Annotated in this window: 13 protein-coding genes; 9 read left to right on the top strand and 4 right to left on the bottom strand. The window is 70.3% G+C overall.

Features of this window, described 5'->3' with window-relative positions; translation table 11 throughout:
• Positions 1-3: 3 nt before the first annotated feature.
• From KPL78_RS22605 to KPL78_RS22565, 9 genes are all read left to right on the top strand, one after another.
• On the top strand, positions 4-957 hold the full coding sequence (locus KPL78_RS22605) for an ABC transporter permease (protein ID WP_219765226.1): 954 nt from the start codon (positions 4-6) through the stop codon (positions 955-957).
• On the top strand, positions 957-2,810 hold the full coding sequence (locus KPL78_RS22600; RefSeq protein WP_219765225.1) for a dipeptide/oligopeptide/nickel ABC transporter permease/ATP-binding protein: 1,854 nt from the start codon (positions 957-959) through the stop codon (positions 2,808-2,810). The genes KPL78_RS22605 and KPL78_RS22600 overlap by 1 nt, the downstream gene beginning before the upstream one ends.
• Positions 2,807-3,784: an ABC transporter ATP-binding protein gene (locus KPL78_RS22595; RefSeq protein ID WP_219765224.1), complete on the top strand. Its 978-nt coding sequence runs from the start codon at positions 2,807-2,809 to the stop codon at positions 3,782-3,784. The genes KPL78_RS22600 and KPL78_RS22595 overlap by 4 nt, the downstream gene beginning before the upstream one ends.
• Positions 3,781-4,476, top strand: a complete 696-nt coding sequence (locus KPL78_RS22590; RefSeq protein ID WP_219765223.1) for an SDR family NAD(P)-dependent oxidoreductase — start codon at positions 3,781-3,783, stop codon at positions 4,474-4,476. The genes KPL78_RS22595 and KPL78_RS22590 overlap by 4 nt, the downstream gene beginning before the upstream one ends.
• On the top strand, positions 4,473-4,748 hold the full coding sequence (locus KPL78_RS22585) for a (2Fe-2S)-binding protein (RefSeq protein ID WP_219765222.1): 276 nt from the start codon (positions 4,473-4,475) through the stop codon (positions 4,746-4,748). Before KPL78_RS22590 ends, KPL78_RS22585 begins: the two co-directional genes overlap by 4 nt.
• Positions 4,745-6,124 carry an FAD-dependent oxidoreductase gene (locus KPL78_RS22580; protein ID WP_219765221.1) on the top strand — a complete coding sequence of 460 codons (1,380 nt, stop codon included), beginning with the start codon at positions 4,745-4,747 and terminating at the stop codon, positions 6,122-6,124. Before KPL78_RS22585 ends, KPL78_RS22580 begins: the two co-directional genes overlap by 4 nt.
• A complete protein-coding gene (locus tag KPL78_RS22575) occupies positions 6,121-7,230 on the top strand; it encodes an NAD(P)/FAD-dependent oxidoreductase (RefSeq protein ID WP_219765220.1) in 1,110 nt (369 codons plus the stop codon). The genes KPL78_RS22580 and KPL78_RS22575 overlap by 4 nt, the downstream gene beginning before the upstream one ends.
• Positions 7,231-7,317: 87 nt before the next feature.
• Positions 7,318-8,172 (top strand): FkbM family methyltransferase, encoded by an 855-nt coding sequence (locus tag KPL78_RS22570; protein WP_219765219.1) that lies wholly within the window; start codon positions 7,318-7,320, stop codon positions 8,170-8,172.
• A gap of 12 nt (positions 8,173-8,184) precedes the next feature.
• A complete protein-coding gene (locus tag KPL78_RS22565; RefSeq protein WP_219765218.1) occupies positions 8,185-8,763 on the top strand; it encodes a class I SAM-dependent methyltransferase in 579 nt (192 codons plus the stop codon).
• A gap of 100 nt (positions 8,764-8,863) precedes the next feature.
• Here the strand turns inward: KPL78_RS22565 and KPL78_RS22560 are convergent, their stop codons facing one another.
• The 4 genes from KPL78_RS22560 to KPL78_RS22480 form a co-directional block, all read right to left on the bottom strand.
• The gene (locus KPL78_RS22560) at positions 8,864-10,630 is read right to left on the bottom strand and encodes an O-linked N-acetylglucosamine transferase, SPINDLY family protein (protein ID WP_219765217.1); all 1,767 of its coding nucleotides are present in this window, start codon (positions 10,628-10,630) and stop codon (positions 8,864-8,866) included.
• A 2-nt stretch (positions 10,631-10,632) separates the two neighbouring features.
• Positions 10,633-12,597, bottom strand: a complete 1,965-nt coding sequence (locus KPL78_RS22555; RefSeq protein WP_219765216.1) for an O-linked N-acetylglucosamine transferase, SPINDLY family protein — start codon at positions 12,595-12,597, stop codon at positions 10,633-10,635.
• A gap of 44 nt (positions 12,598-12,641) precedes the next feature.
• Entirely contained in the window at positions 12,642-18,311 is a 5,670-nt protein-coding gene (locus KPL78_RS30425) for a heme utilization protein (protein WP_255569317.1), read from the bottom strand.
• A 158-nt stretch (positions 18,312-18,469) separates the two neighbouring features.
• Positions 18,470-19,819: an HlyD family type I secretion periplasmic adaptor subunit gene (locus KPL78_RS22480; protein ID WP_219765215.1), complete on the bottom strand. Its 1,350-nt coding sequence runs from the start codon at positions 19,817-19,819 to the stop codon at positions 18,470-18,472.
• Positions 19,820-19,878 lie beyond the last annotated feature (59 nt).

Raw genomic sequence — 19,878 nt, 5'->3', positions numbered from 1 at the left:
CCGGTGCTCGCCTTCGTCGCGCGCCGGCTTGTCATATCGGTGGGCCTGGTCTGGGCGGTGGCTTCGCTGGTCTTCCTGGTGATCCATCTGATCCCGGGCGATCCGGCGGAGCTGCTGCTCTCCCAGGGCGGCATCGCGCCGGATCCGGCGGCGGTGGAGGAACTGCGCGAACGGCTGGGGCTGAACCTGCCGCTATGGCAGCAATATGTGAGTTATCTCGGCGGATTGCTGCAGGGGGATTTCGGCCTGGCGCTCCAGGACGACCATCCCATCGTGGACGAGATCGCGCTGCGCCTGCCACGCACCCTGGAACTGGTGGGCATGGCAGGGCTGATCTCGGTGGTGTTCGGCGTGCCGCTTGGTGTCGCAGCGGCGCTGCGTGCCGGCGGGGCGCTGGACCGCGTGTTCTCGGCCGCGGCGGGCCTGGCCCTGTCCATTCCCGTCTTCGTCGTGGGTACGCTGACGGTGCTGGTTCTGGCGCAGCAGCTCAAGCTGGTCCCGGCGGGCGGCTACGTGCCCTTCGCGCGCGACCCGGCGCGGCACATGTTGCTGCTGATGATGCCGGCCGGGACGATTGCGGTCGGTCTAGGTGCGGTGGTGTTCCGCGTCATGCGCTCCTCGGTGCTGGAGGTGCTGGAGCGGGAGCATGTCCGTGCCGCCCAGGCGCGCGGCGTGGCGCCGGCCACCATCATCCGCCGGCATGTGCTGCGCAATGCGCTGACGCCGGTCGTCACGGTGGTTGCGCTGCATCTCGGCTCGCTGCTGGGCGGCACGGTGCTGGTCGAGTTCGTATTCAACTGGCCCGGCCTGTCCGGCTACCTGGTGCGCTCCGTCGAGGCGCGCGACTACCCGGAAGTGATGGGCATCGTGCTCGTCATCTCCGCGCTCTTCGTGCTGCTGAACTTCCTGGTCGATCTGCTCTACGCGGTGATCGACCCGCGCGTGCGGCACGGCTGATGCGGCGCGCGAAGATTCGCCCCCTGATCCTGCCGGGCGTGCTGGCGCTGGCCATCATCGCGCTGGCGGTCGCCGCGCCGATCCTGCCGCTGACCGATCCGGTTCGGCAGGATGTGGCGAGCCGCCTGACTGGGCCTTCCGCCCTGCATTGGCTGGGACAGGACGAGTATGGGCGTGACGTGCTGTCGCGCATCATCTGGGGCGCGCGGGTGTCGCTATCCGTTGCCTTTGCCGCGGCCGCGGCGGCGGCGGTGGCCGGCACGCTGCTCGGCCTGCTCGGCGGCTATTTCCGCGGCGTCGTCGAACTGCTGACGGTCCGCGCCTCGGAGATCGTGCTCTGCTTCCCGCCGCTGCTGCTGGCGCTGCTGGTGGTGACGCTACTCGGGCCGGGCGCGGCGACGCTGGTGTTGTCGCTCGCCATCCTCTTCGCGCCGGGCTTCGCCCGCGTCGCCTATGCCGAGACGCTGTCGGCCCGGGCGCTGGACTACGTCACGGCGCAGCAGGCGCTGGGCGCGCCCACTGCGCGCATCCTGGCGCGCACCCTGCTGCCGAACATCGCGCCGCCGCTGATCGTGCAGTTCTCGCTGACCGTCGCGGCGGCGATGCTGCTGGAAAGCGGGCTGTCCTTCCTCGGCCTCGGCGTGGTGCCGCCTTCGCCGTCCTGGGGGCTGATGATCCGCGGCGCGCGTTCGGCGATGGAGCAGGCGCCACTGCTGCTGTTCTGGCCGTGCCTCGCGCTGACCGGCACGGTGCTGGTGCTGAACCTGTTCTGCGACCGGCTACGCGATGCGCTCGATCCGCGCGGGCGGGCCTCGGGCAAGCCCGGCTTCCTCGGACGCGTCCTGGCGCTCCCGCCGGCTCCGCAAACGCCGGCCACGCCCGCCTTGCTTTCGGTCGAGGGCCTGACCTTGCAGGTGCCGGGTCCGAAGGGGCCGGTGACTGTGGTGCGCGATGTCGGCTTCACCTTGGCGCCGGGCGAGACGCTCGCCATCGTGGGCGAGAGCGGATCGGGCAAGACGCTGACGGGCCTCGCCATCATGGGCCTGCTGCCGGCGGCGGTGAGGCCGGTCGCCGGCCGCATCATGCTCGCCGGGCGGGATGGCACGCCACGCGACCTGCTGCGGCTGCCTGAACCCGAGCTGCGCGCGATGCGCGGCCGCGACATGGCGATGATCTTCCAGGATCCGTCCTCCAGCCTGAATCCGCTGCTGCGCGTCGGCGCCCAGGTGGGCGAGAGCCTGCGCGCGCATGGCGTGACGGACGGCATCCGCGACCGCGTCGTCACTCTGCTGCGCCAGGTCGGCCTGCCCGATCCCGAGCGCGCCGCCGTCGCCTATCCGCATGAGCTTTCCGGCGGCCAGCGCCAGCGCGCGATGATCGCGGCCGCCATCGCCAACCATCCGCGCCTGCTGCTGGCCGATGAGCCGACCACCGCGCTGGACGTCACGGTGCAGGCGCAGATCCTCACGCTGCTCGCGGAGCTGAAGCGGGCCGAGGGCGGCATGGGCATGGTCTTCGTGACCCACAACCTCGCCGTGGTGGCCGAGATCGCGGACCGCGTCGCCGTGATGTATGCCGGCGAGGTCGTCGAGGAAGGCCCCGCCGCCGAGGTCTTCGCCGCCCCGCGCCACCCCTATACCGCCGCGCTGATCGAAAGCACGCCGGAGGGCGATGCGGAACGCCTGTCGGCCATTCCCGGCGCCGTGCCGCAGCCCTGGGCCATGCCGTCCGGTTGCCGCTTCGCCCCGCGCTGCGCCATGGCCGAACCGGCCTGCACCGCCGCCGCACCGGCGATGGAGGAAACCGGTCCCCGCCGCGCCGCGCGCTGCCGCCGCTGGAAGGAGGTGGCATGATTGCGCCGCTGATCCGCGGGGAGGGCCTGACCCGCATTTTCCATCGCCGCGGCGGCTTCCTTGGCCGCGGCGTGCCGATGCTGGCGCTGCGCGGCGTCGACATCGCCGTGAATCGCGGCGAGGCGGTCGGTGTCGTCGGCGAATCCGGCTGCGGCAAGAGCACCCTCGGCCGCGTCATGCTGCGCCTCATGGCCCCGTCCGGCGGGCGCGTGCTGTTCGAGGACCGTGACCTCGCCACCATGGGCGGGGCCGAGCTGCGCGCCCTGCGCCGGCGCATGCAGATGGTCTTCCAGGACCCCTATGGCAGCCTCGATCCGCGACGGTCCGTCGGCGCACAGATCGCCGACGGCATGGCGATCCACGGCATAGCCCAGGGCGCCGAGGCGGCCGAGCGAGTCGCCGCGCTGTTGCGGCAGGTCGGGCTCGATCCCACCCATGCGCAACGCCTGCCGCATGAATTCTCAGGCGGGCAGCGGCAGCGCATCGCCATCGCGCGGGCGCTCGCGACACGGCCGGACTTCATCGTGGCGGATGAGCCGGTCTCCGCGCTCGACGTCTCCATCCAGGCGCAGGTGGTGAACCTGCTCGCGGATCTGCGGGCGGAGCTGGGCCTCGCGCTGATGTTCATCAGCCACGACCTGCATGTGGTGCGACATCTCTGCGACCGCGTGGTGGTGATGTATCTCGGCCTGGTGATGGAGGAAGGTCCGGCCGCGGAGATCTTCCGCGCCCCGGCGCATCCCTATACGCGGGCGCTGCTGGCGGCGACGCCGTCCATGCATCATCGCGCCATGACCGCGCCTCTGGCCGGTGAGGTGCCGAGCATCGCGCGCCCGCCTTCCGGCTGCGTCTTCCGCACGCGCTGCCCGATGGCGCAGCCCGCCTGCGCCGAATCCATCCCCGTGCTGCGGCCCTTGCCGGGCGCGGATGGCCGCCAGATCGCCTGCCGCCGGGCCGAGGAGATTGCCGCATGATGGACCCCGCCGGCCGTGTGGCCATGGTTTCCGGCGCGACACGCGGGATCGGCCGCGCCGTCACCGAGCGCCTGATCGCCGCCGGCTACACGATCAGTGCCGGCGTGCGCGATCCGTCGCGCCTGCCGCAGCATGATCGCCTGACCGGCCATGCCTTCGAGGCCGCGACGCCCGGCAGCGCGGATTCCTGGGTCGCCGCCACCATGGCGCGCCACGGCCGCATCGATGCGCTGGTGAATGCTGCCGGCATCAATCCGCGCGCGACGATGCTCGATGCCGATGAGGCGAATTTCGACGCCATGTGGACGGTGAATGCGAAGGGCCCCATGCGCGTCATTCGCGCCGCCTGGCCGCATCTGATCGCGGCGGGTGAGGGGCGGGTGGTGAACATCTCCTCGCTGTCCGGCAAGCGCGTGCGCAACGACAATCTCGGCTATGCGATGAGCAAATTCGCCGTGATGGCCCTGACGCAGGAAGTGCGCCGCCAGGGCTGGGAGCACGGCATCCGCGCCACCGCGGTCTGCCCCGGCTTCGTCGATACTGACATGACGTCCCACGTCACGAAGGTCTCGCGTGAGTCCATGTCGCGCCCCGAGGATCTCGCCGCCCTGATCGAAGCCGTCCTGCGCCTGCCCAACAACGCCACCGTGGCGGAACTGCTGGTGAACTGCCGGCACGAGGATACGCTGTGAAACTGGTTCGCCTGCGCGACGCTTCCCGCCCGCGCATTGCCCTGACACTGGAAGGCGCGCCGATCGAGGCGCTGCAGGGCGATACGCTGTTGACGGCGCTGCTCGCCGCCGACGCAGGCCATCTGCGGAACTCCGAATTCGGCGACGGTCCGCGCGCGGGCTTCTGCCTGATGGCGGCCTGCCAGGATTGCTGGGTGGTGGTGGAAGGTCTCGGCCGGGTGCGTGCCTGCGCGACGCTCGCCGAGGATGGGATGGAGGTGCGGCGCGGATGAAGGTCGCGGTGGTCGGCGCCGGCCCCGCCGGGGTGCGCGCCGTGGAACGTCTGGTGGCGGCCGGTCTTTCGCCGGTCTGGATGGACGAGGCCCCGGATGGCGGCGGCCGCATCTACCAGCGCCCGCCGGCCCCGCTCGCGCGCGATGCACGCACGCTCTATGGCTTCGAGGCGAAGCGCGCCACGGCGATCCACGACACGCTGGACGCGCTGAAGCCGCGCACCGACTGGCGGCCGGAAACCCTGGTCTGGCACATACGCGCTGGCGCGAAGCAGATGCAGGCGCTGCACCGCGGGGCGCAGCAGCGGATCGATTTCGACGCCGCGATCCTCTGCACCGGCGCGATGGATCGCGTCATCCCCGTGCCGGGCTGGACACTGCCCGGCGTCACGACGCTGGGCGCCGCTCAGATCGCTCTGAAGGCGCAGGGCTGCGGCATCGGGCGGCGCGTGGTGTTCCTCGGCACCGGGCCGCTGCTGGTGCTGGTCGCTTACCAATATGCGAAGGCCGGGGCGGAGGTGGCGGCGGTGCTCGACACCACGCCCTTCGCCACCAAGGCGCGCGCGGCACCCGGCCTGTTGCTGGGCGGGGCGACCTTCGCCAAAGGCCTCTACTACACCGCCTGGCTGAAGCGGCACGGCATTCCGATGGTCGAAGGCATCACCCCACTGGCGATCGAGGGTGATGCGCAGGGTGTCACCGGCGTGCGCTGGCGCGACGCGCGGGGTCGCGAACAGCACACGGCATGCGACGCCGCCGGCATGGGCTGGGGCCTGAAGCCGGAGGCGCAGCTTGCCGATCTCGCCGGCGTGCCCTTCCGCCATGACGCGGTGCAGGCGAACTGGGTGCCCGTGCGCGACGATGCCGGCCGCACGCCGGTTCCCGGTATCTATCTGGCCGGGGATGGCGCGGGCATCGGCGGGGCCGAGGTCGCCGAACTCGCGGGGGCACGTGCGGCGCTGGCGCTGCTGCAGGATGCCGGCCATCGCATCGACCCGATCGACACCGTGACGCTCGACCGCCGCCTGGCCGGCCTGGCACGCTTCCGCGCCGCGCTGGAACGCGCCTTCCCGTTTCCGGCGCATCTCGCGCGCAGCCTGCCCGATGATGCGATCCTATGCCGTTGCGAGGGGCTGCGTGCCGGTGAACTCCGCGCCGCAGCGCGCGCCGAAGCCGCGACCGGCCCGGCGCCCGAGATGAACCGCGCCAAGGCCTTCACCCGCGTCGGCATGGGCCGTTGCCAGGGCCGCGTCTGCGGTGCTGCGGCGGCGGAGATCCTCGCCGCCGAGCTTGGCCGGCCGGTGCCGCGGATTGGCCGGCTGCGCGGCCAGCCGCCGGTCAAGCCCATCCCCATCGTTGCGGGAGCCGCGCCATGACCACGACCTGCGACGTGCTGATCCAGGGTGGCGGCGGGGCGGGCTGCTCGGCGGCGCTGCATCTCGCCCAGCGTGGGCTGCGCGTGATCCTGCTGGAGCGGGGGCTGGTGGGTGGCCAGGCCTCGGGCGTGAACTATGGCGGGGTGCGCCAGCAGGGGCGGCACCCGGCGGAACTGCCCATCGCGCGGCGCTCGCGCGAGATCTGGGGGCGCCTGAAGGATCTGGTCGGCACCGAGGCCGAATTCACCGTCACCGGCCATCTCAAGCTCGCACGCAGCGATGCGGAGGAGGCGGATCTTATCGCCTATCTCGATGTCGCGAAGCAGTACGATCTGCCGCTGCGCATGGTCGGACGGAACGCGATCCATCGGGAGTATCCGTGGCTCGGGCCGAAGGTCGTCGCAGGCTCCTTCGCGCCGGAGGATGGCGCGGCCAATCCACGCCTGCTTGCGCCGGCCCTGGCGCATGCCGCGCGCACCGCCGGCGCGGATATCCGCGAACATGCGGAAGTCGTCGCCCATGCGCATGACGGCGCGCGCTTCACCCTGCGCACCAAGGCGGGCGACGATTTCACCGCGCCGGTGCTGCTCAACATGGCAGGTTTCTGGGGCGGCGCCGTCGCGGAAGCCTTCGGGGAGTCGGTGCCGGTCGCCCCGCTGTCCCCCAACATGGCGGTGACGGAACCGCTGCCCTACTTCATCGAGCCCAACCTCGGCGTCGTCGGCGGCAACGTCTATCTGCGCCAGATCCCGCGCGGCAACGTCATCCTCGGCGGCGGGCACGGCGAGAACGACGCCGCCATTCCCTGGTCCCGTCCGCTGCCGGAGGTGACGATCGAGGCCACGCAGCGCGCGGTCGAGCTGGTGCCGGCCCTGGCCGGCGCGCAGATCATCCGGTCCTGGTCCGGCATCGACGGCAAGATGCCGGACGCCATTCCGGTGATCGGGCGCAGCCGCACCACGCCGGGCCTGTTCCACGCCTTCGGCTTTTCGGGGCATGGCTTCCAGCTTGGCCCGGGGATCGGTGCGATCATGGCGGAGCTTGTGGCGGACGGTCGCACCGACATCCCGCTCGAGGCCTTCCGGATCGAACGCTTCGCGACCTGACCGCCGCTGCGCCGAACGGCGTGAAGGATTCCGCAACGCTCTGCCCGCACACTGCATCGGTTGTTCCGCTGCAGGAGGCAGCCCCGCATGCGTTCCTTCCAGGATCTGACCGGTGGCATCGCGCCACGGGTGAAGGTGGTCGACATCGGCGCCAACCCGATCGATGCCGAGCCGCCCTATGCCGGGCTGCTGCGGGCCGGCCTGGCCGAAGTCGTGGGCTTCGAGCCGAACCCGGCCGCACTCGCGGTGCTGGAGACCCGCAAGGGGCCGCTCGAACAGTATTTCCCGCATGCGGTCGGCGATGGGGGGCGGCACGTGCTGCATATCTGCCAGGCGCCTGGCATGACCTCGCTGCTCGAACCCGATCCCGCCGTGCTCGCCTTGTTCCATGGCTTTCCCGATTGGGGCCGCGTGCTCTCGACCGAGGAGGTCGATACGGTGCGGCTGGACGATGTGCCCGCCACGGCGGGCGCGGACCTGCTGAAGCTCGACATCCAGGGCGCCGAGCTGATGGTGCTGCGCCACGCCGAGACACGACTGCGCGATGCGGTGGTGATCCAGGCCGAGGTGGAGTTCCTGCCGCTCTATAAGGGCCAGCCGCTGTTCAGCGAGATGGAGCTGTTCCTGCGCGGCCACGGCTTCGCGCTGCACCGTTTCTTCCCCACCGTGACGCGCGCCGTGCAGCCGATGATGGTCAACAACGATCCCTATGGCGGGCTCGGCCAGATCGTCTGGGCGGATGCGGTGTTCATCCGCGACCTGACGCAGCTCGATGCCCTTTCGGATCGGCAGTTGCTCGCGACCGCGGTGATCCTGCACGACGCCTATGGCGCCTTCGACATCGTCTTCCGCCTGCTGGCCGAACATGACCGCCGCCGCGGCGGCGCCGTGGCGCAGCGCTACCTGGCGGGCCTGCAAGCCCCCCTGCCGCATGCCGCCTGAGGACGAGACGCCATGACCCTGCTCGCCGAATCCCTGCGCACCGTCCTGCATGTCGGCTGCGGGATGGCCGACCCGCGCAAGCTGCCCTCCGCCTTCTTCGAACCCGGAAGCTGGCGGGAAGTGCGGCTCGACATCGACCCGGGCGTCGCGCCCGACATCATCGCCACCATCACCGACATGCACGCCGTCGCCGATGCGAGCGTCGATGCCGTCTGGTCGGCGCACAATGTCGAGCACCTCTTTGCGCATGAGGTGCCGCTGGCGCTCGCCGAGTTCCGTCGCGTGCTGCGGCCGGAAGGCTTCGCGCTGATCACCGTGCCGGACCTGCAACGCGCGGCCGAGCTGGTGGCGCAGGACCAGCTTGCGGAACCCGCCTATGTCTCCCCGGCAGGTCCGATCGCGCCGCTCGACATGCTGTATGGCCACGGCGCGGCGATCGCGGCCGGCAACCACTTCATGGCGCATCGCACGGGCTTCACCGCCCGCACGCTCGACGCGGCGCTGCGAGGTGCGGGATTCGGAACGGTGCGGGTGATCCGCGACAACGCCTTCGCCCTGTGGGCGACGGCCTATGTGGCGCCGGCGGCCTAGAGCATTTCCGGCGAGCTTCCGTTCACCTGCAATGCTCTAGGTATTTGTTTTTGCGAGCATCTTCGCCTGTTCGGATGAATTCATCCGGACAGGATCTGCTCTAGGGCCGCAGGACGATCCTCTCGTAGGCCGCTTCCATCCGCGCGGCGAAGCCCGCAGTGTCGCCCAGACTGCGCACCCAGGCATCGCCCGCGAGGCGCTGGCGCGCCGCCGCGTGCCGCGCCGGATCGGTCGCGAGCGCGACCGCCTTGGACACATAGTCATCCAGCGTCGTCGCGATGCCGTCCGTTGCGCCCACCGCCGTCAGCAGGCTGGTCGCCATGCGGGAGGCGAAGGCGCGGCCTGCCAAGGTGACGATCGGCAGCCCCATGCGCAGCGCATCCGATGCGACCGTGCCCGCATTGTAGGGGAAGGTATCGAGGAAGAGGTCCGCCAGTCCGAGCCGGGCGAAGTATTGCAACGGATCGCAGCGCGACGCGAAGACCAGACGATCCGCCGCGATGCCCGCCGCCGCGGCCTCGCGGCGCAGATTGGCGATGCCGGTCGCATTGTCCTCGGTCAGCCACAGCACGGTATGCGGCGCGGCGCGCAGGATCGCCATCCACGCGGCGAAGACCTGCGGCGTGATCTTGTAGAAGTTGTTGAAGCAGCAGAGCAGGAAGGCGTTCTCGGGCAGTCCCTCCGAGGCACGACTGATCGCCGGCAGCGCCTGGTCGCGCCCGTCATTCGCCTGGTAGCATCCCTCGATCGGCAGCGGCCGTGGCGCATAGTGTCTGGCCTGATCCGGTGGCACGGTGACGGCGTCGCAGAGCATCCAGTCGAGTTCCGGAAGCGGCACCGGTCCCACATAGCCGAGATAGGTTGCCTGCACCGGCGCCGGCTTCCAGCGCAGCGCGCCGAGCCGCGCGCCGGCCGTCAGCCCGTTCAGGTCGATCAGGACGTCGATCTCATCGGCCCGGATGCGGCGAGCGGCTTCCTCCTCGGACAGATGGCCGATCGGGACGTGGTGGTCGAAGGCCGCGATGATGCGGCGGCGCAGATCGCTGCCATCCTCCGGCGTGGAGCAGTAGCCGAAGACCTCGAAACGATCGCGGTCATGATGTTCGAGCAGGCCGACGATCAGGAACCCCATCGCGTGGCGGCAGAAATCGGAGGACAGATACCCGATGCGGATGCGGTCATGCGCATAGCCGCGGGCCGGGGACAGGCGTTCCGGCGCGGCGGGGACCTTGCGCGCGATCCAGGCCTCCCCGATGCACCGTTGAAGGTCGGGATCGTCGGTCAGCGCCAGGGCCCCGAGCGGCCCGCCGCGCAGGATCAGCGCCTCGGCGGACAGGCCTGGTATGCCTTCACCCTGCAACGGCCACAGGCACCCCTTCTGGCGCAGATGAGCCCAATGCTGGATGACATCGGGCTGGTCGGCGTCGGTCAGCAGGCTGGCATGCAGCGCGCGTTCCGCCTCGGCATAGCGCTTGTGTGTCTCGAGCAGTCGGCCGCGCTGATTCAGCAGGGCCGTTCGCGCCGCATCGGGTTGCAGCGCCTCCCCCCACAGGGCGAGCGCCTCGCCGGGCCGCCCTTCCGCTTCCAGCATCAGCCCCAGATTCACCGCGGCCTGATGCAGATCAGGCTTCAGGGCCAGCGCCTGGCGATAGGCGATCATCGCCGCCGCCCGGTCCCCCGTCTGGCCCAGCAGGGCGCCGAGGTTGAACCACGCCGCAAAACGCTGCGGCGAGGCCGGATTGGCCGCGAGCCACGCCCGATAGGCCGCGACGCCCTGCGCGGGCGGCAGCGCACCGAGCCCCGGCAGCAGCGCTTCCAGGGGCAGGCCGGCGAAGCTGGTCGGCGCGGCGCTGTCGAGCGGCGCCACGCTCAGCACCGCCCATCGGCGGGCAGCGGCGCATAGGCGTGTCGCCGCGCCCGCGCCGCCTGCCAACGCGCGTCATAGTCGGGCTGGAAGGAGGTCTCGACCGCGTCGTGGTCCATCGCTGCCCCGAGTTCCAGATAGGTCTCGAGATTGGTGAGATCGGGCTGCTTCAGCCGTCCCATCGCGAAATCGTCCCACATGCGGCGGAACAGTGTTTCCAGTTCCCGCACCAGCCGCGGCGTGTCGAACAGCAGCGCCGTGTCGCGCCCGGCCACCAGCCTGTCGCGATGCGCCGCCAGAGCGGCACGGTCGCGTCCGAGGGCAATGCCGCGCGCGACATACTCCTCGGCCGAGGCGCAGACGAGGTCCGGCAACCCTGCCGCATGCACCAGACTGGCGCAGACCCGCCCCGCGAAGCCTCGCCCTGGCACGGTCAGCACCGGCACTCCGGTCCACAGCGCGTCCGAGGCCGTCGTATGCGCCCCATAGGGCAGCGTATCGAGGAACAGATCCGCGAGGGCATAGCGGGCCAGATGCTCATGCGCCGCGACGATCGGCGCGAAGACCAGCCGCTCTGGCGCGATGCCGGCGGAAGCGGCATGGGCGCGGAGCCGGTCCTCCACCTCGTCGCAGGATTTCAGCAGCCACAGCACGCTGCCCGGCACGTCGCGCAGGATCGCCATCCAGCGCGCGAAGACGAAGGGCGTGATCTTCTGCGTGCCGTTGAAGGAACAGAAGACCGTCCCGTCCTCGGGCAATCCGTGATCCGCGCGGCGCGGCGGCACGGCGCCGGCGGTCGGACGGCGCCGGTCGTTCGGCTGGTAGCAGGGCAGCCGCAGCACCGTCTCGGAATAGAAGCGCTCGCTACCCTCCGGGATGATGTGCGGATCGGCGATGATGTAGTGGTGGTACGGGCTGCCCATGCTGCCCGGATATCCGAGCCAGTTGACGATGATCGGCGCCGGCCGCCGCGCCAGCAGGCGCGTCCGGGCACTGCGCGTATGGCCATTGACGTCGACCAGGATGTCGATGCCGTCGCCGAGCATCAGCGCCTCGGCCGCCGCATCGTCCAGCGCCGTGATGTCGCGCCAATGCTCGACGCTGGTGCGGATGCGGAGCTTGGTCGCGTCCTCCTGCGGGATGCCGCAGTAATAGACGAAGACCTCGACCGCCGAGCGGTCGTGCAGACCGAACATCTCGGCCATCAGCGACCCGATCGCGTGGTCGCGCAGATCGGATGATAGATAGCCGATGCGCAGCCGGCGCCCCGGCACCTCGCCGATGCGGCCGGCGAAGTCTGCGGTCACGCGGAACTGCTCCGGCGTTCCGACATCCTCCCGCACATGGGCGACGGCGACGGCCAACTGCATCAACGGATCATCCGCGAGGCAGGCCATGCTCAGCGGCGCGATGCGTCGTAGCAGTGCCGCGCGATCATGCCCGGCCACCGGCACCAGCAGCGGCCATTGGCATTGCCGCTGGCGCAGGCTGATCCAGTGCTGCACCACGTCGCGCTGCCAGGGGGTCAGCTCCGCCACCTGACGCAGCGCATCCTCGGCCGCCGCAAGCTGACGCCCGCCTTCCAGCACCTGCGCCATCTGCTTCAGCGCCGTGGCCTTGTAGGCGACGGTCTCACTGGTCACCCCGGCCAGGCTGCCCGACACATGCGCCCAATGCCCGTAGGCCTGGGCCTTGGCACCCAGCTTCTCGCAGGCCGCGCCGAGATTGATGTAGGGCGGCAGGAATTCCGGCCTGCGACGGATCGCGGCGGAGAAGGCCTCCACCGCCCCCGCGAGGTCCCCGGCATCGGCCAGCAGCACCCCGCGGTTGAAATGCACCGCATGCAACAGCGGGTCGTCCGGGTTCTGCCCTGCCCAGTCGCGATACAGCTCCGCGGCCAGCGCACCTTGGCCCGCGGCGGACAGCGCCTGCGCGCTGCCCACCAGTTCGGCGATGCCCATTCTGGCCATGCCGCACTCTCCTTCGTGGTCCGTCGGGCCTATCCGGCCCCGGGTCAGGTAAACAGGGCGTTAGCCTGAGCGGTGGTCATCGCCCCGATCTGTGTGGTGGTGAAGCCGGCCACCTGGGCATCGGTCAGCGCCGCGATGTCGCTCGTCTCCAGCGCGCCAATCTGCGTCGTGGTGAAGGCGGCGATCTGGTCCGTGGTCAGCCCTGCGACCTGGGTCGTCGTGAGGGCGGTGACCGCAGTGGTGGTGAGTGCCGTGATCTGAGTGCTGGTCAACGCCCCGATCTGGCTGGAGACCAGCCCGGCCTCCTGCGTCGTGGTCAGCACGCCGATCGCCGTGGTCGTCAGCGCCGTGACCTGTGTGGCCGTCAGCGCCCCGATCTGGGTCGAGGTAAGCGCCCCGATCTGGGTGGTGTTGAGCACCGCGACGTCGGTGGTCTCCAGCCCGCGCACCTGCGTCACGCCCATGCCGCTGATCTGCGTCGTGGTCAGGGCGCCGACCTGTGTCGTGCTCAGTGCCGCTACCTGGCTGGAGCTGAGCGCCCGCACCTGCGTCGTGCCGAAGCCCCCGAGTTGCGTGGTCGTCAGCGTGCCGATCTGGGTCGTGGTCAGGCCACCCACTTGGCTGCTGGTCAGCGCCGCGAGCTGTGTCGTGGTCAGCGCCCCCACCTGCGTCGTGCTCAGGGCGGCGACCTGGCTGCCGTTCAGCCCGCCGATCTGCGTCGTGCTGAGCACGGCGAGATCGGTGGTCTCCAGCGCGCGCACCTGGGTCGTGCTCAGTCCGCCGATCACCGTCCGTGTCAGCGCGCCCACCTGCGTGGTGGACAGCGCGGCGAGGTCGGTCGTCTCCAGCCCCAGCGTCTGGGTGAGGGTCAGGGAGGCGAGCTGTGTCGTGGTCAGCACGCCGATCTGCGTCGTCGTCAGCGCCGCCATCTGCGCCGAGCCCAACCCGCGGAACTGCGTGGTGGCGAGTGCCGCGACCTGGGTCGTGGTCAGCGCCCCAACCTGCGTCGAGGTCAGCGACCCCATCTGGGAGGAGACCAGGCCGCCAAGCTGCGTCGTGGTCAGTGCCGTGACCTGGGTGGTGGACAGCGCCGCCATCTGGGTCGTGTTCAGCCCACGGAGTTGCGTCGTGGTCAGCGTGACGAGATCGGTCGTCTCGAGCGCTACGGCCTGGGTGCTGGTCAGCCCGGCGATCTGCGCGCTGGTCAGACCCGCCACCTGGGTCGTGGTGAGGGTGGCGATATCGGTGGTGTCCAGCCCCCGCATCTGGGCCGTGGACAGGCCGGCCACCTGGGCCGAGGAGAGCGCGCCGAGCTGCGTCGTCGTCAGGGCCGAAACCTGGGTCGACGACAGTCCGGCGATCTGGGTGGTCGTCAGCCCACCGAGCTGCGTGGTGGTGAGCACGCCGATCTGCGTGGTGGTCAGCCCGCCGAGTTGGGACGCCGCAAGGCCACGGACCTGCGTCGTGGTCAGCACCGCGAGGTCGGTGGTTTCCATCCCCCGCAGTTGCGTCGTGCTCAGCGCGCCGATCTGCGTGCTGGTCAGCGCGCCGATCTGTGTCGTGGTCAGGGCCGCAAGATCCGTCGATTCCAGGCCGCCGACCTGTCCCGCATTCAGGGCCGCGACCTGGGTCGTGGTCAGGGCGGCCGCCTGGGTGGTGGTCAGCGCCGCAATGTGGCTGGCCGCCAGGCCCGGCAGCGTGACGGCGCCGATCGCGCCAAGCTGCGTCGTGGTCAGGGCGGCGATCTGCGTCGTCGTCAGCCCCCCGAGCTGAGCGCTGGTCAGCGCCGCCACCTGCGTCGTGGTCAGCGCGCCAAGCTGTGTCGTGTTCAGCCCGGCGACCTGGGAGGTGCCAAGCCCACGGATCTGCGTGGTGGTCAGCGCGGCCAGGTCGGTCGTCTCGAAGCCGCCGATCTGGGTGGTGGTGAGGGATGCAAGCTGAGTGGCTGTCAGCCCCCCGACCTGGGTCGTCGTCAGCGCCGCCACGTCGGTCGTGTTCAACCCCTTGAGCTGCGCCACCGTCAGCGCACCGAGCTGCGTCGAGGTCAGGGCGCCCAGCTGCGTGGTGGTGATGGCGCCGATCTGGGTCGAGCTGAGCCCGATGATCTGCGTATTGGTCAGCGCCCCGATCTGCGTCGTGGTCAAGGCCCCGAGCTGCGTGGTGCTGAGCGAGCCGAGCTGTGCCGAGGTCAACCCGCGGATCTGCGTCGTGGTCAGCACACCGAGATCGGTGGTCTCCAGGCCGCGAAGCTGGGTCGTGGTCATCGCCGCGAGCTGCGTGCTGGACAGCGCTCCCATCTGGGTCGTGGTCAATGCCGCGATGTCGGTGCTCTCGAAGCCGGCGATGCGGGCGGGCAGCAGGCCGGCGATCTGGGTCGTCGTCAGCGCCGCGACCTGGGTGGTGGTCAGTGCCGCGATCTGGGAAGTGCTGAAACCGACAAGCTGCGTCGTGGTCAGCGTGGCAAGGTCGGTCGTCTCCAGCGCCGCGATCTGGGTCGTGGCGAGGCCGGTGATACGGGCGGCGAGCAGCCCCGCCACCTGCGTCGTGGTGAGCGCCGCGATGTCCGTTGTGTTCAGTCCGGCCAATTGTGCGGTCGCCATCGCCCCGATCTGAGTCGAGCTGAAGGCCCCGATCTGCGTCGTGGTCAGCGCGCCGACCTGGCTGGAGGTCAGTCCCAGCACCTGCGCATTGGCCAGGCTACCGATCTGCGTGGTCGTGATGGCACCGATCTGCGTGGTCGTCAGCGCTGCGATCTGCGAGGACTTCAGGCCACGGATCTGCGTCGTGGTCAGCACAGCAAGGTCGGTGGTCTCCATCCCCCGCAACTGCGTCGTGCCCAATGCGCTGAGCTGCGCGCTCGTCAGCGCGCCGATCTGCGTCGTGGTCAGGGCCGCGAAGTCCGAGCTCTCCAGCCCGGCGACCTGTGCCGTGCTGAGCGCCGCGACCTGCGTCGTGGTCAGGGCGGCCGCCTGGGTGGTGGTCAGCGCCGCGATCCGGCTGGCCGCCAGGCCCGGCAGTGCGGCGGTCCCGATCGCGCCAAGCTGTGTCGTGGTCAATGCCGCGATCTGCGTCGTCGTGAACCCGCCAAGCTGCGTGGCCGTGAGTGCCCCGACCTGCGTCGTGGTCAACGCACCAAGCTGTGTCGTGTTCAGCCCGGCGACCTGCGAGGTACCAAGCCCACGAACCTGCGTCGTGGTCAGCACCGCGAGGTCGGTCGTCTCCAGGCCGGCGATCTGCGTCGTGGTCAAGGAGGCAAGCTGCGTCGCCGTCAGCCCGCTCATCTGTGTCGTGGTCAGCGCCGCGACATCGGTCGTGTTCAATCCCTTGAGCTGCGCCACTGTCAGCGCACCGACCTGCGTCGAGGTGAGCGCGCCGATCTGCGTCGTGGTCAGTGCACCGACCTGCGTCGAACTGAGGCCGACGATCTGCGTATTGGTCAGCGCACCGATCTGCGTTGTGGTCAGTGCGCCGAGCAGGGTCGTGCTCAACGAACCGAGCTGCGCCGAGGTCAACCCACGGATCTGCGTCGTGGTCAGCACGCCGAGATCGGTGGTCTCCATGCCGCGAAGCTGCGTCGTGCTCATCGCCGCGAGCTGCGTGCTGGACAGCGCCCCGATCTGGGTGGTGGTCAGCGCCGCGATGTCGGTGCTCTCAAAGCCCTTGATGCGGGCGGGCAGAAGCCCGGCGATCTGGGTCGTCGTCAGCACCGCCACCTGTGTGGTGGTCAGTGCCGCGATCTGCGACGTGTTCAGGCCAACAAGCTGCGTCGTGGTCAGCGTAACAAGGTCGGTCGTCTCCAACGCCGCGATCTGGGTCGTGGCGAGGCCGGTGATCCGGGCGGCGAGCAGCCCCGCCACCTGGGTCGTGGTCAGCGCCGCGATGTCCGTCGTGTTCAGTCCGGCCAGTTGTGCGGTCGCCATCGCCCCGATCTGGGTCGAGCTGAAGGCCCCGATCTGCGTCGTGGTCAGCGCAGCGACCTGGCTGGATTTCAGCCCCAGGACCTGCGTGTTGGTCAGGCTGCCGATCTGCGTGGTGGTGATGGCGCCGATCTGAGTCGTGTTCAGGGCGCCGATCTGCGTCGCCCCCAGACCCCGGAGCTGGGTCGTGCTCAGCACGGCGAGGTCCGTCGTTTCCAGCCCAGCGATCTGCGTGGTCGTCAGGGCAGCGGCCTGGGTGCTGGACAGGGCGCCAATCTGTGTGGTCGTCAGCGCCGCTATGTCGCTGCTTTCCAGCCCTGCCACCTGGCTGGCCGCCAAGGCACCGATCTGCGTCGTGGTCAGGGCGCCGACCTGGGTCGTGGTGAGCGCACGGATGCTGGAGGCCGCGATGCCGCGGATCTGCGTCGTGTTGAGCGTCGCGAGATCCGTCGTCTCCAGCGCCGCGAGCTGCGCCGTCGTCAGCGAGCCGACCTGCGTCGCGGTCAGACCCGCAATCTGGGTCGTGGTCAGGTTGACGATGTCAGTGGTGTCGAAGCCACGGATCTGGACCGTGGACAGCCCCGCCACCTGGGCCGAGCTCAGCGCCCCGAGCTGCGTGGTGGTCAGCGCCGCCACCTGGGACGAGGCGAACTTGGAAAGCTGCGTCGTGGTCAGGGCGCCTATCTGCGTGGTGGTCAGGGCGCCGATCTGCGTCGTGTTCAATGCCCCGACGGCCGAGCCGCTGAGCGCCCGGAGCTGCGTCGTGGTCAGCACCGCAAGGTCGGTTGTCTCCAGACCGCGGATCTGGGTGGTCGTCAGTCCCGCGACCTGGCTGGTCGTCAGCGCACCTACCTGGGTCGTGGTCAGCGCTGCGACATTGGTCGTGTTCAGCGCCGCCACCTGGCGTGCCGCCAGGCCCGCGACCTGGGTCGTGGTCAGCGCCCCGACCTGGGTGCTCGTCATCGCGCCCATCTGAACGGTCGACAGGCCCAGCAACTGCGCCGTCGTCAGCGTGGCGAGGTCGGTGGTCTCAAGCGCCTGCACCTGGGTGGTGGTGAGCGCGCCGATCTGGCTGGACCGCAGGCCCGCGACCTGGGTTGTGGTCAGCGCCGCAATGTCTGTGGTGTCGAAGCCGCGGAACTGCGCGGCAGTCAGGGCCCCGACCTGCGTGGAGGTCAGGGCCCCGAGCTGCGTCGTGGTCAGCGCAGAGACCTGCGCCGAATTCATCGCCGCCACCTGGGTCGTGCTGAGTGCCCCGACCTGCGTCGTGGTCAGCGCCCCGACCTGCGTGGTGTTCAGCGCGGCCATCTGCGCGGAGGACAGCCCGCGGATCTGCGTGGTCGTCAGCACCGCGAGGTCGGTCGTCTCCATCGCGCGCATCTGCGCGGTGGTGAAGGCGGCGACCTGGGTGCTGGTCAGCACGCCCATTTGCGTGGTGGTCAGTGCCGTGATGTCGGTGGTGTCCAGACCCGCAAGCTGCGTGCCGGTCAGCGCGCCCACCTGCGTCGTGGTCAGCGCCGCGACCTGCGTCGTGTTGAGCGCGCCGATCCTGGTCGGCGCCAGTGCCCGCACCTGCGTCGTGTTCAGCGCGGCGAGGTCGGTCGTCTCCAGCGCCGCGATCTGCGTCGTGCTCAGCGCCGCGATATGCGTCGCCTTCAGCACCCCGAACTGCGTCGTCGTCAGCGCCTGGATCTGCGTGGACGCCAGGCTCGCGATGTCCGCGGTGGTCAGCGCCGCAATCGTCGTCGTCGTCAGCGCCGCGATCTGCGTCGTGTTGAGATTGGAGATGACAGGCATCGCGGGCTCCCGGCTGGCCGCCGCCCTGATTGGACAGCGGCAGGCAGCCGCGGCGGCGGCTGACGGCATGACCCTGCGACTTGGACGTCCTGTCGGCCGAAGGTCCCGCTCAGCATGGCGGGCTCACGGTTTCCCGAGCGTAAACGCGACTGCGACACTCAGGGTTCGCGGAGGCTCTCCTGCGCGCCACGGATCAGCGGCATCAGAAACGTCGCCAGCACGCTGCGGGTTCCGACATGAATCTCGGCCGCGACCGTCATGCCGGGCAGCGGCCGCACGCCAGCAGGCAGGCCGCGCAGCGCCGCATCCTCGATCACGATCTGCGCGCGATGATGCGGCCCGGCGGGATCGCCCTCGGCGCGGGGAAGCTGCGAATCCTGCGCGATGGCGCGCAGTCGGCCCGTCAGCGTGCCATGTCGCTGGAAGGGAAAGGCATCGACCTTCACCACCACCGCATCGCCCGGTCGCGCCTGGCCGATATCGGCCGAGCGCAGCGTGATCTCCGCAATCAGCGGCGCGCCGGCGGGCACCAGCGTGATCAGCGGCTCGGCCTCCCGCAGCACCGACCCGGCGGACCGCCGCGCTACCTCCAGCACCGTGCCATTCGCCGGCGCCGTCAGCACGGTCAGGTCGGCGAGCCGCGTTGCTTTGGCGAGGGCTTCCTCCACGCGGTCGATCTCCCCGCTCAGGCGGGTGAGGTCTTCCATCAGCTGCCGTCGCCAATCGTCCAGGAAGCCCTGCCGCTCGGCCTCCTTCTGCGCGAGCGTATGCCGCAGCCCGGTCAGCCGTCCGCGATCCTGATCGCGCTGCTGCTCGGCCGCGACGCGCCGCGCCCGCGCTTCGAGGAATTGCAGTCGCGATCCGATCTGGCCTTCCAGCAATCGTGCCCGGAGCATCTCCACATCCCGCGCGATCGCGACTTGCTCGGCGAGCGCGGCCTCGGCCTCCTCCAGCGAGCGGATTGCGGCTTCCTGCCCGCGGATCTCCTCCGCTAGCGCGTCGAGCCGCGCGGCAAGGAAGGCTTGGCGCTGGGCATGCAGCCCCGCCTGCAAGGTGCTGTCGCGATCCTCGGCCGGCGGAGGGGGCGAGCCGGCGAGCTCCGCCTCGATCCGCGCGCGCTGCGTGGTCAGCAGGCGCCGCTGTGCCACCAATGCTGCGCGATCTGCCTCGGCGAAGGACGGATCCAGCACGGCCAGCACCTGGCCATGACGCACGCTGTCTCCTGGCCGCACGCGGATCTCGCGGATTACGGCGCGTTCCATCGGCTGCAACACGATCGGCGGCGCGTCCGGCGCCAGCCGGCCGGGCCCCGTGACGACCACATCCACCTGCGCCACCGCCGCAAGCACCAGCAACCCGACAAAGAGGGCGGCGACCAGCCAGTGGATGCCGCGCAGTGCGCGCGGGGGTGGCTCGGCGATCAGCGCCTCCAGCGGGTCCTGGAAAGGAAGCGCGTCAGCGGCGAGGTTGGGCGGGCGGCGGCGGCGCGCCTGGGGGCGGGGCTTCATCGCGGGCGCACGGGGTGGCGAAGGGCGATTGGAGAGGGGCTTTGCCCCTCTCCAAACCT

It is taken from the genome of Roseomonas alba (assembly GCF_019430885.1).
Taxonomy (GTDB): domain Bacteria; phylum Pseudomonadota; class Alphaproteobacteria; order Acetobacterales; family Acetobacteraceae; genus Neoroseomonas; species Neoroseomonas alba.
Note: the sequence above shows the minus strand (reverse complement) of the source record. Positions and strands in the feature narration are given on the sequence as shown.